The 21,706-nt window shown below is 70.1% G+C and carries 14 protein-coding genes and 2 pseudogenes; 12 read left to right on the top strand and 4 right to left on the bottom strand.

Going from position 1 to position 21,706, the window contains the following annotated elements; translation table 11 throughout:
* Positions 1-499: 499 nt before the first annotated feature.
* The gene (locus ACFYZJ_RS27400; protein ID WP_388572201.1) at positions 500-3,118 is read left to right on the top strand and encodes a LamG-like jellyroll fold domain-containing protein; all 2,619 of its coding nucleotides are present in this window, start codon (positions 500-502) and stop codon (positions 3,116-3,118) included.
* Between the two features lie 263 nt (positions 3,119-3,381).
* On the opposite strand, the pseudogene ACFYZJ_RS27395 reads toward ACFYZJ_RS27400, so the two are convergent.
* Together ACFYZJ_RS27395 and ACFYZJ_RS27390 are read right to left on the bottom strand one after the other, a co-directional pair.
* Positions 3,382-3,629 (bottom strand): annotated as a pseudogene (locus ACFYZJ_RS27395) (hypothetical protein); the annotation flags it as partial.
* Between the two features lie 545 nt (positions 3,630-4,174).
* Positions 4,175-5,446 carry an FAD-dependent oxidoreductase gene (locus tag ACFYZJ_RS27390; RefSeq protein ID WP_388572199.1) on the bottom strand — a complete coding sequence of 424 codons (1,272 nt, stop codon included), beginning with the start codon at positions 5,444-5,446 and terminating at the stop codon, positions 4,175-4,177.
* 138 nt (positions 5,447-5,584) lie between these two features.
* Here ACFYZJ_RS27390 and ACFYZJ_RS27385 point away from each other — a divergent pair, with 138 nt between their 5' ends.
* From ACFYZJ_RS27385 to ACFYZJ_RS27370, 4 genes are all read left to right on the top strand, one after another.
* Positions 5,585-6,838, top strand: a complete 1,254-nt coding sequence (locus tag ACFYZJ_RS27385; protein ID WP_388572197.1) for a cytochrome P450 — start codon at positions 5,585-5,587, stop codon at positions 6,836-6,838.
* 152 nt (positions 6,839-6,990) lie between these two features.
* Positions 6,991-7,626: a hypothetical protein gene (locus ACFYZJ_RS27380; protein WP_388572195.1), complete on the top strand. Its 636-nt coding sequence runs from the start codon at positions 6,991-6,993 to the stop codon at positions 7,624-7,626.
* Positions 7,623-7,847, top strand: coding sequence for a hypothetical protein (locus ACFYZJ_RS27375; protein ID WP_388572193.1), 225 nt, complete (start codon positions 7,623-7,625; stop codon positions 7,845-7,847). The genes ACFYZJ_RS27380 and ACFYZJ_RS27375 overlap by 4 nt, the downstream gene beginning before the upstream one ends.
* 247 nt (positions 7,848-8,094) lie before the next feature.
* Positions 8,095-9,408 (top strand): MFS transporter, encoded by a 1,314-nt coding sequence (locus tag ACFYZJ_RS27370; RefSeq protein WP_388572471.1) that lies wholly within the window; start codon positions 8,095-8,097, stop codon positions 9,406-9,408.
* 14 nt (positions 9,409-9,422) lie between these two features.
* On the opposite strand, the gene ACFYZJ_RS27365 is transcribed toward ACFYZJ_RS27370, so the two are convergent.
* Positions 9,423-9,974, bottom strand: coding sequence for a hypothetical protein (locus ACFYZJ_RS27365; RefSeq protein ID WP_388572191.1), 552 nt, complete (start codon positions 9,972-9,974; stop codon positions 9,423-9,425).
* Positions 9,975-10,106: 132 nt separating this feature from the next.
* On the opposite strand from ACFYZJ_RS27365, the gene ACFYZJ_RS27360 reads away from it, so the two are divergent.
* Entirely contained in the window at positions 10,107-10,754 is a 648-nt protein-coding gene (locus tag ACFYZJ_RS27360) for a class I SAM-dependent methyltransferase (protein WP_388572189.1), read from the top strand.
* Between the two features lie 214 nt (positions 10,755-10,968).
* Here ACFYZJ_RS27360 and ACFYZJ_RS27355 read toward each other — a convergent pair whose 3' ends face one another.
* A complete protein-coding gene (locus tag ACFYZJ_RS27355) occupies positions 10,969-14,628 on the bottom strand; it encodes a LamG-like jellyroll fold domain-containing protein (RefSeq protein WP_388572187.1) in 3,660 nt (1,219 codons plus the stop codon).
* Between the two features lie 485 nt (positions 14,629-15,113).
* Here ACFYZJ_RS27355 and ACFYZJ_RS27350 point away from each other — a divergent pair, with 485 nt between their 5' ends.
* From ACFYZJ_RS27350 to ACFYZJ_RS27325, 6 genes and pseudogenes are all read left to right on the top strand, one after another.
* Entirely contained in the window at positions 15,114-16,160 is a 1,047-nt protein-coding gene (locus ACFYZJ_RS27350; protein ID WP_388572185.1) for a LacI family DNA-binding transcriptional regulator, read from the top strand.
* A 161-nt stretch (positions 16,161-16,321) separates the two neighbouring features.
* Entirely contained in the window at positions 16,322-17,569 is a 1,248-nt protein-coding gene (locus ACFYZJ_RS27345; RefSeq protein WP_388572183.1) for an extracellular solute-binding protein, read from the top strand.
* Positions 17,570-17,712: 143 nt separating this feature from the next.
* Positions 17,713-17,952, top strand: a pseudogene (locus ACFYZJ_RS27340) (carbohydrate ABC transporter permease); the annotation flags it as partial.
* 83 nt (positions 17,953-18,035) lie between these two features.
* Positions 18,036-19,772, top strand: coding sequence for an amylo-alpha-1,6-glucosidase (locus ACFYZJ_RS27335; RefSeq protein WP_388572181.1), 1,737 nt, complete (start codon positions 18,036-18,038; stop codon positions 19,770-19,772).
* Between the two features lie 148 nt (positions 19,773-19,920).
* On the top strand, positions 19,921-21,006 hold the full coding sequence (locus tag ACFYZJ_RS27330; protein WP_388572179.1) for an S-(hydroxymethyl)mycothiol dehydrogenase: 1,086 nt from the start codon (positions 19,921-19,923) through the stop codon (positions 21,004-21,006).
* The gene (locus ACFYZJ_RS27325; RefSeq protein WP_388572177.1) at positions 21,006-21,650 is read left to right on the top strand and encodes an MBL fold metallo-hydrolase; all 645 of its coding nucleotides are present in this window, start codon (positions 21,006-21,008) and stop codon (positions 21,648-21,650) included. Before ACFYZJ_RS27330 ends, ACFYZJ_RS27325 begins: the two co-directional genes overlap by 1 nt.
* Positions 21,651-21,706: the final 56 nt, after the last annotated feature.

The following is a 21,706-nucleotide window of genomic DNA, read 5'->3' as shown; positions in this document are numbered from 1 at the left end:
GAACTCATGCTGACGGTCCAGGCCGTCGGGCAGGTCGAGGAGATCGCGGCACGGGCACTGGCCGGCCTGTCGGACATGGCGCGACGGGCTTGATGGGGCGGTCCGAACCGGGCAGGAAGGCGTCCGCCCCTGCCCGGTCGGTCTCCAAGGCTCTTGCCGCGATGGCGAGGTGAGGCGGTGTTGGGTGCGCTGTGCAGGCCGGACCGGGTAGACGCCTCGCCGACGATCCGACCACGGCGAACGATGCCTCGGAAGGCGCCGTGAAGTTCACCTGTGCAGCCGGACACCTGCTGAACCTCTGACCGGTGAGCTTCCTGTGCCTGGAGAAGCATTGCCGTACGAGGGGTGTTGACGGGACTCGCCGACACCTTAAGATCCCTGCTGCTCGAAGTACCGATCGCTGTACGGAATATCGAACCAGGTCGGCCGGCAGCTTCTGCAGGCTGCCCTGCTCCGGCCGGTACGCAACGCAACGGTCTGCCACAAAGGAATGAGCCGCATGCCTTCAGAAGCCGGAGTGCCCCGCAGAACCGTCCTCACCGTCCTGGGCGCCGCCTCCCTCGCCGGGACCTTCGCCGCCGCCGCTCCCGCCGGAGCCACCGAACTCACCGGCACCACCGCAAGCGCCCCTGCCGCGCAGCTTCCCGCCGCAGCCGCCCGCTGGACCTTCGACGAAGGGTCCGGCACCTCGGCCGCCGACTCCTCCGGCAACGGTCGCACCGCGACGCTCCAGGGCGCGGCCGGCTGGGACACCGGCAAGGTCGGCACCCACAGCCTGAGTCTCACGGCAGGCGGCAACGCCACGGCGTCCGGGCCGGCCCTCGACACCTCCAAGGCGTTCTCGGTGGGCGCCTGGGTCAACCTCGCTCAACTCGGCGGCTACCAGACCGCTGTCAGCATCGACGGCAAGGTCGTCAGCTCCTTCTACCTGGGGCTGCGCGACGACACCGGCACCTTCGCCTTCGCCCGGCTGGGTTCGGACGCCACGCAGAGTGCCGCGGTGGCGGCCGCCGCTTCAGCGCCCACCACCAGCACCTGGACCCATCTGGTCGGCGTCAGCGACCCGACCGCCGGCGTCATCCGCCTCTACGTCAACGGCGTGCTGGAGGGGGAGACCGCCTACACCGCGGGCTGGGCCGGCAGCGGCGACACCGCCATCGGCCGTGCGCTCTACGGCGGTGGGCACGTCGACCAGTGGCACGGCCTGATCGACGACGTATGGATGTTCCCGTCCGTCCTCACCTCCGACCAGGTCGCAGCGCTGGCCGGGGTCCCCGTGGAGACCACGACGCCGCTGCTGAGCGTGGACGTCGGCAACCCCGCGCACGCCGCGTCCCCCATCCTCCCCGGCTTGATGTTCGAGGACATCAACCACTCCGGCGAGGGTGGCATCTACGCCGAACTGGTGCAGAACCGCTCGATGATGGCCAGTGACACCACGCCCGTCCACTGGTCCGCCGTCGGCGCAGCGACCCTCGCACTCGACACCGCCACCCCGCTCAACGCCGCACTCAACCGGTCCCTCAAGGTGGTGCTGCCGAGCAGCACCGGAGCCCGAAACCGGGCCGGCGTCGAGAACGAGGGCTTCTGGGGCATACCCGTGCGGCCCAGAACCACCTACACCGCCCGGCTGTTCGCCAAGGCGTCGCGACGCATCGGCCCGCTCACCGTGGCCATCGAGTCGCCGGACGGCGCGACCGTGTACGCGTCCGCCCACGTGCCCCACATCGGCACCGCCTTCCCCGACCGCCCGTTCGAGTTGACCCTGCGCACCGGTTCGCGCACCCCCGTGGTGGGTGACGCGAGGCTGACCGTCACCACGGCCGACCCCGCCGCCGCGGGCGAGACTCTGTGGCTCCAGCACGTGTCCCTCTTCCCGCCCACCTACAACAACCGCCCCAACGGCCTGCGCATCGATCTGATGGAGAAACTGGTCGCCCTGAAACCGAAGTTCCTGCGCTTCCCCGGCGGAAACTTCCTCGAGGGCAACACCATCGCGACACGGTTCAACTGGAAGAACACCATCGGCCCGGTCTGGGAGCGCCCCGGCCACCTGGACGACGCCTGGGGCTACTGGTCCACGGACGGCCTCGGCCTCCTCGAATACCTGGAATGGGTCGAGGACATGCACGCCCAGCCGGTCCTCGCCGTGTTCGCCGGCTACTCGCTCAAGGGCGAACACGTCACCGGCGACGCGCTCAAGCCGTTCATCCAGGACGCACTCGACGAGATCGAGTACGTCACCGGGCCCGTCACCAGCACCTGGGGTGCACGACGTGCCGCCGACGGACACCCCGAGCCGTTCCCGCTGGAGTACGTCGAGATCGGCAACGAGGACTGGTTCGACTCCTCCGGGTCGTACAACGAGCGGTTCGCGGCGTTCCACGACGCGATCAAGGCGAAGTACCCGCATCTGAAGCTGATCGCCACGACGACCGTGACGAGCCGAACGCCGGACCTGATCGACGAGCACTACTACCTCGCGCCGTCCGCCGCCCAGGCCTCCACCCACAAGTACGACAACCGGGACCGCAGTTCGACGAAGGTGTTCGTCGGAGAGTGGGCCGCGCAGGAGGGCCGCCCCACACCCGACCTCAATGCGGCACTCGGTGACGCCGCTTGGCTGGCCGGGCTGATCCGGAACTCGGACCAAGTGCTCATGGAGTGCTACGCGCCCCTCTTCTCGCACGTCAAGAACAACGTCTGGGCCACCAACCTGATCGCCTACGACAACCTCACCAGCTACGCGTCGCCCAGCTACTGGGCACAGCACATGCTGACCAGCAGGCTCGGCAACACGGTGCTGCCGGCCACCGCACGCGCACTGCCCGGCCTCGCCACCGTGGCCACCCGCTCCGGGAACCGCCTCTACCTCGCGGTCGTCAATTGCGGGACGGAGAAGGTGAACGTGCCGGTCGAGCTGAAGGGGCTGGCCAAGGGGGTCAGGAGGCAGGCCAGGGCGACGGTCCTGACCGGCCCCTCCCGCACCACCACCAACACGCTGACGGCGCCCGACACGCTGGTGCCCAGGACCAGCACCGTGACCGGCGCGGCAGCGTCCTTCACCAGCACCGTGCCGCCGCTGTCGGTCACCGTACTGGAACTCGTCCTGACCTGACCGGTCACTGCCGACCCCCCTGTTCCTCGGCGCACGTCGGTTTCAGAGGCAGGGCTTGCCCGGACACTTGCTCCAGCGATACGAGGGCGAGGGCCTCGACCTCACGGTCGGGGTCCTCGCCGGGCTGCCGTTGCCCAGGGCTTGCTTGGTGGAGGGGCCTTTCCGGCGACTCCGCTTCAGTGGCTGCACCGATGCCCGACGGCCGGCAGCCCGGACGGCTCGGGGCTGACGTCGCCCCTCGACGTGCGGACACCCCGCGAAGTCAGGGACGCGACGGCCACCGTCAGGCCATAGCCGGTGACCAGGAGACCGACCGCTGAGAGAGACACCCGAAGGCTTTCGGAGATGAGCTGCAGGAGGCCGATCAGCAGGTTCTCCGCGGTGTTGAAGGTGAAGGCGGCCAGCATCAAGGCACCAAGCACCGCCGCCCGTGCCATGGAGCCGGTTGTGCTGGATGCGGGCCTCGCGGTCGTAGATCACGAAGGCGGTGGGGTGCTGGTCGAACGCCCACTTCACCAGGGCCGCGGTTCCGTCCTCCCCGCCGCTGTCCGGCCTGCCCTGTGCCGGCAGGACGAACCCGGCGGGCTGCTCGTCCGGCCCCAGGGGGAACAGACGCCCCCGTGTGTCCGGAACCCTGCCGTCGCGGTGCCTCACCGTCGTCTCGTCGGCCGTCACCACATCGGCCGGCGGTCGGCCGATGAGTTCCTCGGGGGCGCACCCCCCAGCGCCGACGCGCCGGCGCTCGCGTGTGTCACTCGCCCGACCGAGTCCGTGATCACGATCGCTTCGGGCGTGTCGTGTTCGAGTGTGTCGAAGGGGACGCCCGCCGGCCGTGGAGCGAGCCGGCCGGGTGGCTTGTCGGGCTCCGTCGTCGTGCACGCCTTGTGCTGGTGTCCTGCGCCGATCACCGGCCAACCACCACGATGCTCCGGCCGCGGGCGGACGGCAGGGCGTGCGGTCGCGGCACCGACTCGACGTCCTCGCCGCCGCAGACACCGGTCCCGGCATGGTCTTCGTGAGCGGGTCACGGTACGGCGCACTCGTGCTCTCCGTCCCTCAGCGAACCGCCGCAGCCGGCGGCCGCTCGCGCACGGCGCCGTAGGCGAGGAAGTACGCCGGCACCCGTTTCAGCCATCGCGAGGTGCTGAGAAGCCCGGCCAACCGCTCCGCCCGTCCTGGGTTGCCGAACGGCGGGCGGCCCGCCAGCAGCGGTTCGATGACCCGTGCGTGGGCGGCCCGCTGCAGCGCTTGTGTCGCGGCCGTGGTGGGCCGACGGCGGCGCTGCACGGCGCGTACGTCACGCAGGCCGACCGTTCCCGCGCGCAGCGGCTCGACGAGATACCGCGCCGCGGCCACGGCGTCCTCCACAGCGAGGTTGATGCCGATGCCGAAGACCGGCGACATGGCGTGCGCCGCGTCGCCGATGCACAGCAGACCCGGGCGGTGCCAGCGCCTGAGGCGGTCGAGGCGTACGTCGAGCAGCTTCACCTGGTCCCATGACCGCAGCGTGTGCACACGGTCGCCGAGCCAGGGAACGGCGGCCGTGAAGTCGGCCGTGAACCGCTCGAGGCCGGCCGCCCGGCGCCGGCCGTCGGAGCCCTTGGAGATCAGCACGGCGCACTGCCAGTAGTCCCCGCGGTCGATCATGGCCGTGAGGAACCGGTCGCCGACTCCTCCCACGAGCCCGTGCGGGTCGCCGTCCCGCCGGGGCAGCCGGAACCACCAGGCGTCCATCGGGCAGCGGAACTCCCGCAGGCGCAGTTCGGGCAGTGACCTGGCCAGCGATCCCCGGCCGTCGCATGCGACGGTGAGGGTGGCCCGCAGCTCACCGGTACGGCCGTCGGACGTCCGGTACCGCACCCCGGTCACCCTCCCCGGAGCTCTCGACCCCGGTCGCCCAGGTGGGGCACCCGTGCGCTCCACCAGGAAGGACGTCGCCTCCGTGCCCATCCGCACGGAGAAGGACGGCTGCCGCCGGGCCTCCTCCGCCAGAAGGTTGAGCAGGTCCCACTGCGGCACCATGGCGATGTAGTTGTACGTGCCCCGCAGTGCGCCGATGTCTCCGACGGTGACCAGGGAACGGTCCGGGCCGATCGGCAGCTGTACGGTTCTCACCCGCCGTTGCGGCAGACGGGCGAACCGCTCGGCGAGGCCCAGCTCGTCCAGCAGGGCCAGGGTCGAGGGATGCACCGTGTCGCCGCGGAAGTCGCGCAGGAAGTCGCCGTGCTTCTCCAGTACGGTGACCTCCACGCCGGACCGGGCCAGCAGCAGGGCGAGGACCATTCCGGCGGGGCCACCGCCCACCACACAGCACGTGGTCCGCTCCATCGCACCCCTCCCATCGCCGTGGATCTCAAACTCACAATACTGGGACATACATCAACGAAGTCCGCTGAATCCGCCATACAGTCCCTGGCCACCCCAGACGTTCTGTGAAGCACGTCGACGCACTTCGGGAGCCCCGTAATGAGCGAGCAGCCGGTCATCCTGCCCTATGCCGACCCGGCCTTCGTGGCAGACCCGTTCCCGTTCTACCGACAACTGCGCGAGGGGGGTGCGGTCAGGCGCGCGGTCATCGTCGGCGGCCTGGAGGCCTGGCTGGTCACGCGCTACGAGGACGGCGTCGCCGCGCTCTGCGATCCGCGTCTGGGCAGCGACATCCGCGACGCGTCGGACCGCCGGCTCCTGCAGCAGCTGCCCGCCACGGAACGCGAGTCCATGCTGCGCACCATGCTCCGGGCGGACCCGCCCGACCACACCCGGCTGCGCCGCCTGGTCTCGAAGGCGTTCACCGCGCGCCGGGTGGCCGAGTTGCGGCCCCGCGTCCAAGCCATCACCGACGCGCTGCTCGACGCGATCGTGCGGGCCGGCCACGCGGACCTCGTCGCCGACTTCGCGCTGCCGCTTCCGGTCACCGTGATCAGCGAGCTGCTCGGGGTGCCGACGACGGACCGGCACGACTTCCAGCGGTGGACCGACGACATGATCCCGCGGGGACCCGAGCCGCCCGACCCGACCGTGGTCGACGCTGCCTGGCAGCAGATGCGCGCGTACCTGACCGGGCTTCTGGGGGCCAAGCGCGCCCACCCCGCAGACGACCTGCTCAGCGCTCTGATCACCGCCCGTGACGAGGAGCAGCGGCTGGACGAGGACGAACTGATCGCCATGGCGTTCCTGCTGCTGGTGGCGGGATACATCACCACGGTCAACCTGATCGGCGGCGGCATCGCCGCACTGCTGGCACACCCCGACCAGCTACAGCTGCTGCGGGACCAGCCGGCGCTGCTGCCGGACGCGATCGAGGAATTCCTGCGCCACGACGGACCGGTCAACCCCGGCATCGCCCGCTTCGCTCGGGAGGACGTCGAGATCGCGGGCGTGACGATCCCGCGCGGCGCCACCGTGCTGGTGGCCTCCGCCATCGCCGACCGCGATCCGGCGCGGTTCCCGGACCCCGACCGTCTGGACATCACCCGTCGTGACAACGCCCACCTGGCGTTCGGGCATGGCATCCACTACTGCCTGGGCGCGCCGCTGGCCCGTCTGGAGGGTGAGGTCGCCATCGGGACCGCGCTGCGCCGCCTTCCCGGTCTGGCCCTGGCCGTGCCAGCGGGCGAACTGCGGTGGAGGCCAAGCGGCCTGCGCGGCCCCGAGTGCCTGCCGGTGACGTTCACGCCCACTTTGGTGCGCGACGTCGAGGGCCCGGCCGCTCCGGCGTGATCCGGACACCAGGGGGTGTCCCGTGGTGGCCGTGGTGCCCGGCGAAAGCGTCTGGACCATCCGAATGATTCGTCGGCGCCACGGGGTGAACGAGGGCATGATGTTCCACGCGCCTGCGGCCGGCAGCCGCTCGTGACCATACGTTGAGTCCTGTGTCGCTGAGCTATGCCTTTGTGAACCTCAAGCCCGGAGTGGGAAAGACGATCAGCGCGGTCTGGTTGGCCCACGCACTTCACGAGTCGGGTGTTCCCCCGCTGCTGGTCGACAGTGACCCCGCGTCCTCCGCACTGCACTGGAGCGAATTGGCGGGTGGCTTCCCGTTTCCTGTGGTCGCTCTTCCGGTGGGCGACGTGCACCGGCGCGTGAACGACTTCCTGGGCGACCGGCAGGCCGTCGTGTTCGACGCTCCACAGCTGGAGGACCACGCGCACATCTCCCGGAGCATCATGAGGTACGCAAGCGAGTGGATCCTGCCGGTGGCTCCGGCTCCCATCGAGTTGGATCGCATGGCGCCCATCGGCCGCGAGATGGGCGACGTACAGTCCTTGCGCCTCGAGCCGGCCCGCGCCGCCGTTCTGCTGAACCGGACGAATCGGCCCGACGCCACGCGTACCGGTCCCGACGCCGACGCCCGGGAAGCTCTCACCGAGCGGGGATTCGACGTGTTGTCCACCCACATTCCCCGGCTCGACCTGTACGCCCAGTCCTTCGGCAGTCCGGTCAGGGCGAAGGGCTCGGCGTACATGGACCTCGCCGACGAACTCATCAAGCGACAGGGCACGGCATGAATCAGCGCAAGGACACCTACCGAGCGGCATTGCAGCACGGACCCGATGCCGCCGTACCGCGTCCCGTCAAGGTCACCCAGCTGTACACCCGATACGTCCGGGTGACCATCGAGCTCGACACCGGCCTGCCGCGCGACCTCATGCGATGGGTGGGCTCACCGGTGTCCGCGGTGCGACGGGCCGGCGCCGCCGCACTGCGCCCCCTGAGGAGTGCCCCGTAGGCGACGCTGCGAAGCGGCCTTTCACGTCGGGCCGCAGAGGGCTAGGCTCCGGGTGGAGCGAGTCAGCCACGAGGAGCTGAGACATGGTCGGTTTTCCGAGCGCGCGTTGACGTTGTAGGCCGTGATCGGCCTGTCATCGCGTGCTGCCCTTGATGTTGCGGCACAGCGAGCCCTTTCCTGCCTGAACCTCGGTGCCCCTGATGCACGCCGGGTGACGGCCTCGTTGTCGGCAACCCAAGGGATCCCCGTGCCGTTCGCTTCCTCCGCTGTATCCGATGCCGGTCGACCTGCTCCGTCAAGCCTGTGGCGGAACGTCGACTTCCGCAGGCTGTGGATGGGTCAGACAGTCTCCCAACTCGGTGAACAGGCAAGTCTGGTGGTTCTGCCGCTGTTCGCCGTCCTGACGCTCAACGCCGGTTCCGGCGAGCTGGGCGCCCTTCGCGCGGTGGGGCAGGCGCCGATCCTGTTGCTCTCGCTCTTCGTCGGCGCGTGGGTGGACGGGTGGCGGACCCGCACGACGATGATGCTCACGGACTTCGGTCGGGCCTCGGCCCTGGGCGCTGCCGCCGTGGCCGGCCTCTTCGGCCGGCTCGGCCTGCCCGGCCTGCTTGCGCTCGCCTTCGCCGTCGGGACCCTGTCCGTGTTCTTCGACGTGGCATACCAGGCGTCCCTGGTACGACTGGTGAAACGCGACCAACTGGTGCAAGGCAACAGCGCGCTGGAGGGCAGCCGGTCCGCGGCGCAGATGGGCGGTCCCGCGATAGGCGGTGCGTTGGTGTCCCTGCTGTCGGCGCCGGTTGCTGCCGCCTCCAGCGCGCTGTTCTTCGCGCTGTCGTTCCTGTCGATCCGGCGGATGAACCGAGCCGAATCGATCCCAGGGCGCCCGGAACGCCCCCCTCGGGTCCGGCGGCGGATTCATGAGGGCCTGCGTTTCGTCGCCCGCGACACCGCGCTTCGGGCCGTGTGCCTGGCCTCGGCCGTCTTCCAGTTCTCCTTCGCGGCCATGATGACCGTCTATCTGCTCTTCCTGCCGCGGGAACTGCACCTGTCGGGCACCGTCGTCGGGCTGGCGCTCGCGGCGGCGGGACCGGGTGCGCTGCTGGGCTCGCTGCTGGCCGCGCGCCTGCCGAGCCGGTTCGGTCATGGTGCGGTGCTCGTGTGTGCGGCGGCACTCGGCGACGGAGTGTTCCTGTGTGTGCCCGCGCTGCACGGCCCCCCTGCGGTGACGGTTCCCGCACTCCTTGCGGTCGGCTTCGTGTTCGGATCCGGTGGCCAGTTGGTGAATGTCACGGTCATGGCCGTCCGGCAGGCCGTCACTCCGGATGGCATGCAGGGCCGCGTGGCCGCGACGATCACGTTTGTCGGTATGGGGCTGACCCCGCTGGGTTCGCTGGTCGGCGGATTTCTCGCGGAGGCGTGGGGGCTGCGGGCCGGCCTGCTGGTGACGGCCGCAGGCATGATGCTGTCCCCGGTGGTGATGGCTTTCTCACCGCTCGCACGCCTGGGACGGGAGCTTCCGGCCCCGCATGACGCGCCGCTGACGGCCGCCCACCCCGCATGACTCCTGGGACGCGTTCAGCGCTGCCAGAGGAACGCTGCCTCACCGCAGGGCCGGCAGCTGAAGAGGTAACCTCGGCCCCCGCCGCCGAAGTTCGCCGAAGTGGCGAAGTCGTAACCCTCCTCCAGCTCGGCTGTGAACGTCATGCGGGTGGCGCACGAGGGACAGTCGGGAGTCTCGTCACCCTGGATCCAGTCGGGCTCGCCGCCCAGCCGTCCGAGTACCGGCTCCTGCGTGGGTTCGTCAGCGGGATGGAGACGCAGAGCGGTCACCGCGCCCAGGAGTGTCTCGCCGTCGGCCGGGACAGTGGCCGGGGCGAGCTCGCCGGAGAACAGATAGGCGCGGTTGGCGCCGGCAGTGGCATCCCAGTCGTCGCACATCCCGGGATCGTTCTGGCAGAAGAACACCGCGACCACGCCGGCATCAAGGGGCAGGTGGGCGAGGAACTGCATGGCCCCACCGCATGTGCGGCACCTCGGCCATACGAACTCACCAGGGACGAGCGGGACTCCGCCGGTGCGCGGTGTGGGCGCGTCGGCAGTGGTCTTCCCGGCGTGGATCAGCAGCATGATCACAGCATAGGGTCAGTCCTTTGCATCTGACGCGACCTGCTCGGAACCGGCGAGAGCCAGGCGAACGGGCTGCAGTGGAGATCGTGATTCTCGGAGCTCGTCCCAGCGTCGGGAACTACTGTCGCGAGCATGGTCGAAGACGATGCCCTCAGAGCCACCCGCGATGCCTACGATGCTGCTGCCCCCGTCTATGCGCAGCTGTTCCGCGACGAGCTGCGTGACAGGCCCCTGGACCGCGCGATCTTGAGTGCCTTCGCCGAGGTTGTCAGCGCGAGTGGTAACGGTCAGGTCGCGGACCTGGGGTGCGGCCCCGGCCACATCACCGCTCATCTCGATGAGTTGGGGCTGGCGGCGTTCGGCGTTGACGCCTCCCCTGAGATGATCAAGTTGGCTCGAGATGCCTATCCGGGCCTGCGGTTCGACGTGGGCTCGATGGCCGCGCTGGACATCGCCGACGGCGGGCTGGGCGGCGTCCTCTCACGTTGGTCCGTCATCCACACCCCACCGCAGGAGCTCCCCGTCATCTTCGCGGAGTTCCACCGCGTGCTGGCACCTGGCGGCCACCTTCTGATCGGCTTTTCGGCCGGCGATGATCCGTCGCACGCGCCACAGGTCTTCGATCACACGGTCGCGCCGGCCTATCGGTGGTCGCCGGATCACCTCGCCGCGATGCTGCACGAGTCCGGGCTCGCCGAGGTGGCCCGGATGGTGCGCCGACCTCAGCCCACCGACCGACGGCAGTTCCAGGAGATTCACCTGCTCGCCCGCAAAGCGTAGGCAGGGGCGGGTTCCATGCCCCACTCGCTCGCGGCTTCCGCCGCTGCCGCAGCGGCGGAAGCCGCGAGCGAGTCAGGCCGAGGGCCATCGCAAGACGTGGCTGGAGCGGGGCCGCACCGGCGGCGAAGCGGGCGCCCCGCCAGGCCGGTCTTGGGGAGCGGAGCCCCCGCTGCCGGCCTCCGTACGCCTCGCGTCGCCGCCGGTGGCGATCACCTCACCGCACCTCCCGGGCGTACGGTGCGACGGTGATGCGGTCGATCAGTGGTGCGTATCGGGAGCGGAGCAGCACCCCGGGGAAGGTGTCCGACGCGTAGGTGGTGCCGTCGAAGTTCGGCAGTTCCGCGGAGCGGAAGGTGATCGTGTTCTGTCCCTTCTCGAGGTGGACGGGGACGGTCAGCTCCCAGAAGTTGTTCTGGTGGAAGCTGTGGGGGAAGTTGACGCGCTGCGTCTCGCCGCCGCCCACGGTGATGTCGGCGTGGCGGGCGAGCGGGTCCGGGTTGTAGTGGGTGGCCTGGGACTGTTCCGGGTTGGAGTAGCGGATGCGCAGCGCGTACAGGCCGGCCTTGTCCGCGGCGACCGTGAACGTGGCCGTGTTGCCGTTGCCCGGGTCACCGCCGACACCGCTGATCGCCGTCCCGTCGGTGGCCAGGGACAGCGGCGTCAGCGTGGCCGAGCCCGCGAGCTCGGCGTCCTGCGCCTCGTACGTACGCGCCTTCAGCGTGCCGTCGGTGGGCGTGACCGTCAGGCGGTCGACGAGGGTCGGGGACGAACCGCCGGTCACCGTCACCTTGTTGATGCCGCCGGAAAGGGAGACCGCCACCGCGTCCCTGCCCTTGGACAGGCGCAGCACGTCATGCCCGTTGACGGAGAGCCGCGCGTCCGCGCCGCCGAGGGTGTCCACCCGGAGGGTGGCCTCGCGGTCGGCGGGGGAGTAGACCCAGAACGTGGCCGTCTGGTTCCTCGCGACCCGGACCGCGCCCGAGCCGGTGGCGGGGGTTGCGGTGTGCTTCGGCAGATCGTAGACGGGCCGCGCCCCGCCCCCCGTCCAGGACAGTTCGCCCTCGTAGACCTGGGTGCGGGCGGAAGCCTCCGGCAGGGACAGGGTGAGACGGTCGACGATGGCGTCGCCCTTCGTGGCGCGCTTGCCGTCGAGGCTCTTCGCGGCGAGCGTGAGGGTGTGCTTGCCCTTGGTCAGGTGCACCTTGGTGTCCGTGTGGTCCCACACCACCCACTTGTAGCCGAGCGGCAGGTACAGCTCCTGCTCGCTGTCGGCCTTGCCGTCCACGCGCAGGAACACGTTGGTGGGGCCCTGCTCCTTCACCTGGTCGTAGGTGTTCAGGGAGTTGGCGAAGACGCTCAGGTCGTAGGTGCCGTCCTGGGGCACGTCCACGGTGAAGTCCAGCGCGACGTCGGAGCCCGTGCGCAGGCCGCCCACGTCGTAACCACCGGAGGTGTAGAACTTCGACACGTCGCGCGGCGAGCCCTCCGGGCCGTTCTTCGAGTAGCCGGCCCCGGTGTGGGCGGCGTCCTCCGCCTCGTACGACGCCTGCCAGCGCACCGGCGGGGACTGCGTGCCCTTCGCCGTGCCGGCCGGGCTGAGGACGATCTCGTAGGCCGAGGACTCCTTCAGCCTCGGCAGTGTGCCGTCGCCGAAGTCGACGACGACCCGGCCGTCGTCACCGACCTTCAGGTTCGTCTCCGTCAGCAGCTTCGGGCCGGAGTTGTCGCCGACCTGCCCGCTCCACTCGATCTCGCGCACCCAGGCGTGCACGCGGTCCCCGAAGACCTTCTTCGGGACGCCCGCGAAGGTGATGTGGCCCTGGCCGCCGGAGCCGCCGAAGAGCAGCCTGGCCTGCCGCTTCTTCGCGTCGAGCGTGGCCACGCCCTGCATGGTGTAGTTCTCGCCGGGGAAGGGCGGGGTCACCTTCACCGTGTGCCCGCTCATCGAGGCGTACGAGTGCAGCAGCCACCACTGGCCGTTGCCGCGGTTGGACTGGACCGCGGAGTCGGAGAGGTTGCCGTCGATGTTCCAGTACGCGATGTCGGCGTCCACCTTGGACTCCTCGATCGCGGACACCCACTGGATCATCTGGCCGGGGACGGAGGTGTGGTAGTTGAAGGCGTACTCGTTGATGTTGATCGGGAGCTGGGTGCCCTCCTTGTCGGTGCCCTTGAACAGCTCCTTCTCCCACGCCCGGTACTTGGCGACGCTCTCACGCACTGCCTCCGGGTGGCTCAGCTCGTGCCAGGTGATGACGTCCGGGAGCGTGCCGGCGGCCAGGGTGTGGGTCAGGAAACCCTTCACCTGGTCGTACAGGATGCTGGTGTTGGGGCCGGCGATACGGGCACCGGGCATCTTGCCCTTGATGAGCTTGTGGACCTCGTCCCAGGCGGCGAAGTAGTCCTTGGGGTCGGTGAGCCAGCTGACCTTGTCGTAGCTCCACTCGCCGGTGCCGAACATGTTGCCCTCGGGCTCGTTGAACGGCACGAAGACTATGTTGCCCTGGTATCTCGCGGGCAGCCGCAGGACCTGGTCGACCTGCTTGGCGATCTTCTCCTCGTAGAGCTTGAGCTTCTCCCGGGGAGTGTCGCCCGGCCACTCGTACGGGAAACCGCGGTGGATGTCGGTCATGTAGACGTAGACGTCGCCGTCGGTGGAATCGGCCAGCGGCTTGACCACCTCCAGGGCGTCGGCGCCCGGGTGCTGCGGGCCGTCCTGGGCCTTCGTGGAGACCGTACGCAGGCCCATGCCCTCGATGAGGTTGTTCGTGGGGACGCCCGGCCCGTACACGCCGTAGAGGGTGCCGGAGGCGCCGCCGTGGAAGGCCCCGGTGTCCGAGCCGAGGTCGACGGTCAGTTCTCCCTCGCGGACCACGGTGACGGTCGCCCGCACCGCGCGCCCGGCCGCGGTCCCGGCCACCGTGAACGTGCCCGGCCGGGCGTACTTCTCCGGCGGTACGGCGTCCCAGGTGATCGGTGTGTCGCGGTCGTAGCCGTCGGAGAAGGAGGAGCGGACCGCCGCGGGGAGGGCGGGCGCCGTCCCGGTCGTCGTGCGCACCTCGAAGGACGTCTGCGAGAGCTGCTGCAGGGCGGGCACGTTCCCGACCGTGCCGGCCACCTGCTCTGGGGTGAGCGCCGTGTGCCACACGGTGAAGTCGTCGATCGCGCCCTTGAGCAGCGGATCCGGGTAGAACGACTTGCCGATGTAACCGGCGGCCGTGGCCGAACCGTCCAGCAGATCCCTGGCCTTGACGCCGGTGGCGGCGGAGGAGACCGCCACGCCGTCGAGGTAGGTGGTGACTCGGCCGGCGGAGCTGTCGAGGGTGACGGTGACGGTCCGCCACTCGTCCGCGGGCAGCGCCGCGTACCCGGAGACCTGTGCCTCCGCGCCTCCTCCGCCGGTGGTGACGGCGGTGCGCAGGACGTTGCCGTTGTACGGGGTGGTGAACAGGTACTTGGTGGTGTTGCTGCCCAGATCGAAGATCCGCTGCCACGGCGATCCGCCACCGCTCCACTTGACGCGGGCGGAGACCGTCAAGTCGGTGGCAGCGCCGAGCACTTCGCGCGGCAGACGGACGTACGCGCCGTCGGAGTCGGATGCTCCGCCGGGCAGGGCGAGGGCCTTGCCTCCGCTCGCGCCCGCGACGGCCTGCGCGGTGGAGGCGTTCACCAGACTCGCCGTCAGGCCGTTGCCGGAGCTGTCGGTGATCTTGCCGGAGGCGAGGTCGTCCTGGTCGAAGGTGTAGTGGGCCGCGGGCTGGGGCGTATCGGCTGCCTGAGCGGGGAGGGCCGGTGCGGCCAGCAGGCCCGCACCGAGAGCCAGCGCCACGGCGGCGGGGGGCCGGCGCCGGGCGGAACGGTCAGCGGATGACATGGCGTGCGTCCTCAATCCTTGAGTCAGGGGTCCCGGCCGGCCCACCTCGGTCGGTTGCTCCTCCGCGGCCGTCTCCGGTGCGGAGAGACCGAGGCGGCGGCTGTCGAACTGGTTCGATCGCATGCGCCACCGAGGCGAGGAGACTCCTGTGCAGTGGGGGCGCCGCCCGACGCTCCGGGAGGGGTGGAACGGGTCCCCGGTTGTCGGAAGGATCACTTCATCGAACCGGTTCGGGGAAGCTAGCACCGGGAAACCCGGCCAGCAATCCCTCCGACGGAAGGTTCTCGCGTGCGTTTCTCGCGGATGTTTCCCGCGCCAGGAAAGTGCGGCCAGGATATTGACAGCCGTCGGGGCAGTTCCTACGTTCGCTTTCATGCGAACCGGTTCGACGACCGGCCCTTCGCCCCTCGATCCGTCCCACACCCCTCACGACCGGCGGTACTTCCCCCTCCGAGGAGTCGAACCGGTTCGAGCTAGGAGCCGCCGTGAACATCGGTGAGATCGCCCGGCGGGCCGGTGTCTCGCGGAGCACCGTGTCCTACGCGCTCAGCGGCAAGCGCCCGGTGTCGGAGCCCACACGTCGGAAGATCCAGCAGGTCATCGACGAACTGGGCTACCGCCCGAACGCGAGCGCGCGTGCCCTGGCCAACGGCCGGACCAGCACCATCGGCTTGGTGTTTCCGCCGGCCGGCAACCACTACACCGGGATGCAGCTGGACTTCATCGGCAGCGTGGTGGAGGCGGCCGCCGCCTATGACTACGACGTGCTGCTGTCACCGAGCGGTGTGGAGAGTGACCGCTCGTTCCAGCGGCTGCTGGGGGAACGGCGGGTCGACGGCGCCATTCTGATGGAGATCAGGCTGCAGGACGACCGGGTCGATCACCTGGCCGCCCTGGGCTTCCCCTCCGTCGCCATCGGCCGCACCGCGCACCCGGAGGACGGCTGGTGGGTCGGCCTGGACCACACCGCGCTGGCGGCGGCGTGCGTCCACCACCTGGCGGATCTCGGCCACAGCAGGGTCGCCTTCGTCAACCGTCCCGAGCAGTTGCTCCGGGCCGGGTACGAGTCCGCGCACCGAGGACTGGACGGCTTCACCAAGGCCGCGGCCGAGCGCGGGCTGACGGTGCGGACGTACTGCTGCGGGGACGATGCCGCCTCGGGCCAGGCATGCCTGGAGCGGATCCTGCACGACGACCCGGCCACCACGGCCCTGGTCACGCTGAACGAGGCCGCTCTGGGCGGCCTCTACCGGGGGCTCGCCCGGGCGGGCCGCCATGTACCGCGCGACTTCTCCGTCACCGGGGTCGTGGCCGGCCGCTGGGCGGAGACGGTGACCCCGCAGCTGACCGCCGCGGACGTACCGGCCGAGGAGATGGGCCGACGCGCCGTCGAACTGCTGGTGGAGCGGCTCGACCACCCCGACGCGCCGCCCCGGCATCATCTCCTCGCTCCGCCCATCTCCCTGCGGGCCAGCACCGGGCCGGCGGGAGTCGCGCCCACCGCGGACGCCGGGTCCGTCGGCACGCCCTGACCGCACCCGCCCCAACCGCCAACCTCCTCGCACCTCCACCAACAGGCAACGCTCGCCATGCCGGGGCACCAGAACCGCCCAACACCGCCGTTCGACCTGCCCGTCCCTCCTCACCACCCCGTGCCCTCGGCACTCGTATGCCCGGAACGAAGGAACCCGCGATGAACAGCTCTCCCGGACAGCGCCGTCTGACCGCCGCAGCCCTGACCGCCCTGGCCGTGGCCCTCGGCGCCACCGCCTGCTCCTCCGGTTCGGGCAGCACCGACACCAAGGGCGCCGGCAGCGGGACGTACACCATCTGGGACCCGTACCCGCAGTTCGACAAGGGCTCGGCCTGGGTGAAGCTGCTGGACCAGTGCGGCACCAAGGCCGGAGTGAAGGTCAAGCGGACCGGGTTCGACACCAGCGACCTGGGCAACAAGGCGCTGCTGGCGGCGCAGCAGGGCAACTCCCCGGACGTCCTCATCGTCGACAACCCGGTGGTGTCGACCCTGGCCGAGGCGGGCGTGCTCACCACGACCGACGACAACAAGCTGGACACCTCGAAGGTGGACCCCAACCTGCTCGCGGCCGGCCAGTCGGGTGGCAAGACCTACGGCACGCCGATCGGTGCCAACACCCTCGCCCTCTACTACAACAAGAAGGTGCTGAAGGAGGCCGGGGTGGACATCGCCTGGGTCAAGGACTGGACGTCGCTGACGGCGGCGCTGGAGAAGGTCAAGAACGCCGGCAAGAAGGGCATCACGTTCTCGGCGATCGGCACGGAGGAGGGCAGCTTCCAGTTCCTGCCCTGGTTCTGGGGCGCGGGCGCCAAACTGACCCAACTGGACTCGCCGCAGGCCGCGTCCGCCCTTTCCCTGTGGAAGGACTGGCTGAAGAACGGCTACGCGCCCAACTCGGTGCTCAACAACACCCAGACCACCAGCTGGCAGGAGTTCGCGAGCGGCGACTACGCCTTCGCGGAGAACGGCACCTGGCAGCTCGCGGGCGCCGAGAAGATCGGCTTCGACTACGGCGTCCTGCCCATCCCCGGCGCGGACGGAGGCAACGCCGCGGCCCCGACCGGCGGTGAGTTCGTGTCCGTCCCGGTCCAGGAGGACACTGGCCGCTACGCGACCTCCCAGAAGCTGGCGACCTGCCTGACCAGCACCGACAACCTGTACAACACCGACACCACCCTGTCCTACGTGGCCCCCACGAGCGAGGTCCAGGACAAGCAGGTGGCCGCGAACGCCGAGCTGAAGCCGTGGGTCGCCGCGGTCAAGGCGGCCAGGGGCCGCACCAGTGACGACCTGGGCACCAAGTACCCGAAGATCTCCGAGCAGATGTGGAAGGCCGTCCAGTCCGCCCTCAGCGGCTCCAAGTCGCCCAAGGACGCGCTGGCCACGGCGCAGTCCGCCGTCAAGTAGCCGGGACACCAGGGTCGTTCATGAACCACACGACACAGCTGCCGGATCACGGGTCCGCGCGCGTCCGGAACGGGGCGGCCACCGCCGCGCCACCCCCGGCCCGCCGCGGGAAGCGCCGCCGGCCCACGTCCACGCAGTGGGCCGTGGCCCTGTTCGCCTTCCTGTGGTCCTGGTCCGACTTCGTCTTCGCCGGCACCCTGGTCAACGGCGGCGCCCACGAGCCGATCACGCTCGGCATCTACCACTACATCGGCAACAACAACCAGGAGTGGAACGCCATCATGGCCACCGCCGTCGTGGCCTCGCTGCCGGCCGCGGTCATCCTCGTCCTCGCCCAGCGCTACGTCGCCGCCGGGGTGACCGCCGGTGCCGTCAAGGACTGAGTCCCCCCAACCCCGCCACGACCCCTGACCGGTCCGCACGTCTGCCCGGCCGTCACCCCTGCTCCAGAAACGAGTAACACCACATGACCGCCGCCCGATCCGGCCCGGCCTTCTCCGTCCACGACATCCCGTTCAGCACGTACGGATCCTGGTTCGACATCTCGCCCGTGGTGGCCGAGAAGACGTACGCCGCGGACCTCCACCTCGTCTCGCACCAGAACGGCATGCACGGCGTCCTGCGCCTGGTCCCCCGGGACCCGGCGAGCGGCGACCGGGCCGAAACCCGCGTCGAGGCGACACCGGGCCTGCTCCGCTGGATCGGTGAGCGCGGGCACATCGATCTCGCCTACGAGTCGCCGGACACCGTACGCCTGCGGGGGAGCGGCCTCGGCCTCGGAGTCTTCGCCGCCGCGCAGACCCTCACCCCGTTCAGCGGAACGTACTTCTTCCACGACCCGGCGGCGGACGCACACGTGTTCACGTCGTACGAGACCGGGCGCCGTTACCGTGTCACCCTGCTGTCCGGCACCGTCGCCGACACGGCCGGAACCCAGGCCCTGGGCGGCGCCGACCGCGGTCTCGCCGTGACGGCGCAGGCGGACGGAGCCTGGGAGATCGCCATCGAGGAACTCGACACCGCTCGCACGCCCTACACGTCCTCGGCGAGCTTCGACGACATCGTGGAGTCCGTACGGGGCTCGTTCGCGGACTTCGCCGACGCGGTGGCCCCCTGGCGCTCGTCCGCCACCCCCGCGGCCGAACTGGCCGCCTACGTCGTCTGGTCGGCGACCGTACGGCCGGCCGGCCTGGTCGCCCGGCCCGCCGTACTGATGTCCAAACACTGGATGGACAAGGTCTGGAGCTGGGACCACTGCTTCAACGCCCTGGCCCTCGCGCCGGGTTGTCCGGAGCTCGCACTCGACCAGTTCGCCGTGCCCTTCGACCACCAGGACGGCAGCGGTGCCCTACCCGATTCCGTCACCCACTCCGAGGTCCTGCACAACTTCGTCAAGCCGCCCATCCATGGCTGGACCTTCAGCCGCCTGCGCCGCCGACTGCCGACGCCTCCCGGTCGGGCCGAACTGGCCGAGGCGTACGAGCGACTGGAACGCTGGACCGAGTTCTGGCTCACCGCGCGGCGAGCCCCCGGGGCCATCCTGGCCCACTACCAGCACGGCAACGACAGCGGCTGGGACAACGCCACCACCTTCGACCCCGAGCGGGTGGTCGTCACCGCCGATCTGGCCGCCTTCCTCGTCCTCCAACTGCGTGAACTAGCTGATCTCGCCGTTGAGTTGGGCAAGCCGGACGAAACGCTCCGGTGGACGGCCGTCGCCGAGGAGATCCAGGCGGCGATGCTCGACCAGCTCTGGACCGGAGACAGGTTCGTCTCCCGTGGAGTCGCCACCGGGGACACCTGGAGCAGCGCCGGCCTCCTCGACCTGATGCCCATCGTGCTGGGCGAACAGCTGCCCGATGAGGTCGGCGGCGCACTGGCCGACCGGATCAAGGCCCACCTGACGCCGTACGGCCTGGCCACCGAACTGACGAGTTCGCCGCACTACCTCCCCGACGGCTACTGGCGCGGCCCGATCTGGGCACCCGCTACCGTCCTCGTCGAGGACGGCCTGCGCCGCGCCGGCCACCACCGGCTGGCGGACGACATCAGCGCCCGCTTCCGCGCCCTGTGCGAGACCCACGGCTTCGCCGAGAACTTCGACGCCCTCACCGGAACGGGCCTGCGTGACCGTGCCTACACCTGGACCGCGAGCAGCTACCTCCTCCTCGCCGAAGCACACGTACACCGAGGTGGCCACTGAGGGCCGAGCGGCGCCGGCGATCGACGAGTGGAGAGTCGCCTGACAGATCCTTGACCGCTGCTTCGGCCTCCGCGATGCTGTGTTGCGAAAGATGAGATGCGTACCGCATTAGGCAACATACCGTCCCTCTGTCAGCCGAGGAGTGGCCATGTCCCAGCAGGTTCGTGCTGTCGTCGCGCGGAGCAAGGGCGCCCCCGTCAGCCTGGAAACGATCGTCGTGCCCGATCCCGGCCCGGGTGAGGCGCTGGTCAAGATCGAGGCCTGCGGTGTCTGCCACACCGATCTCCACTACCGCGAGGGTGGCATCAGCGACGACTTCCCGTTCTTGCTGGGACACGAGGCGGCGGGGGTGGTCGAGGCGGTCGGCGACGGGGTCACCGATGTGGCACCCGGTGACTTCGTGATCCTCAACTGGCGTGCCGTGTGCGGCCAGTGCCGGGCCTGTCTGCGCGGGCGGCCCTGGTACTGCTTCAGCACCCACAACGCGAAGCAGAAGATGACCCTGACCGACGGCACGGAACTGTCGCCGGCCCTGGGGATCGGCGCCTTCGCGGAGAAGACGCTGGTGGCGGCCGGTCAGTGCACCAAGGTGGACCGAGCGGCGTCCCCGGCCGCGGCCGGGCTGCTGGGTTGCGGGGTGATGGCCGGCATCGGCGCGGCCATCAACACCGGCGGCGTCGGACGCGGTGACACCGTGGCGGTGATCGGTTGCGGCGGCGTCGGGGACGCGGCGATCGTCGGGGCGAACCTGGCGGGCGCGGCGAAGATCATCGCCGTGGACATCGACGACCGCAAACTGGCCACGGCGAGGAAGCTGGGCGCCACCCACACGGTCAACTCCAAGGAGACCGACGCGGTCGACGCGGTGCGCGAGCTGACCGGGGGGTTCGGTGCCGATGTGGTGATCGAGGCGGTGGGCCGTCCGGAGACGTACCGGCAGGCCTTCTACGCCCGTGACCTCGCCGGGACCGTGGTGCTGGTCGGCGTACCGACCCCGGAGATGAAGCTCGAGCTGCCGCTGCTGGACGTGTTCGGCCGGGGCGGGGCGCTGAAGTCGTCCTGGTACGGCGACTGCCTGCCCTCGCGCGACTTCCCGATGCTCATCGACCTCTATCTGCAGGGACGCCTCGACCTGGACGCCTTCGTCACCGAGACCATCTCCCTGGACGAGGTGGAAAAGGCCTTCGAGCGCATGCACCACGGTGACGTTCTGCGCTCGGTGGTGATCTTCTGATGCCGGACGTGATACCGGGCGCCCGCATCGAACGCCTCGTCACCTCGGGGACGTTCTCGCTGGACGGCGGCACATGGGACGTCGACAACAACGTGTGGATCGTCGGAGACGAGACCGAGGCCGTGGTCGTCGACGCCGCCCACGACGCCGACGCGATCGTCCGGGCCCTCGGCGGACGCGCCCTGCGCGCGATCGTGTGCACCCACGCGCACAACGACCACATCGACGCCGCGCCCGAGCTCGCCGCCCGGACCGGCGCCCCGATCCTGCTGCACGCCGACGATCTGCCGCTGTGGAAGCAGACCCATCCCGAGCGGCTGCCCGACGGCGAACTGTCCGACGGGCAGAGCATTCCGGTCGCGGGCATCGGGCTGACCGTGCTGCACACCCCGGGCCATGCCCCCGGAGCCGTCTGTCTGCACGCCCCGCACCTCTCCGCGCTCTTCAGCGGAGACACCCTGTTCGCCGGTGGCCCGGGAGCGACGGGAAGGTCGTACAGCGACTTCCCCACCATCATCGACTCGATCAGCGAGCGCCTCCTCACTCTCCCGGCCGACACCGTCGTGCACACCGGCCACGGAGAGACCACCACCATCGGCGCCGAGGCGCCGCACCTGCAGGAGTGGATCGACCGCGGTTTCTGACCGCCCCGGCGGTGAAGCGGCCCTGCCCCGGTCACGGACGCCCTTCCACGGGACGC

The organism is Streptomyces sp. NPDC001848 (assembly GCF_042891915.1).
Classification (GTDB): domain Bacteria; phylum Actinomycetota; class Actinomycetes; order Streptomycetales; family Streptomycetaceae; genus Streptomyces.
This window is presented reverse-complemented; position numbering and strand designations above follow the sequence as displayed.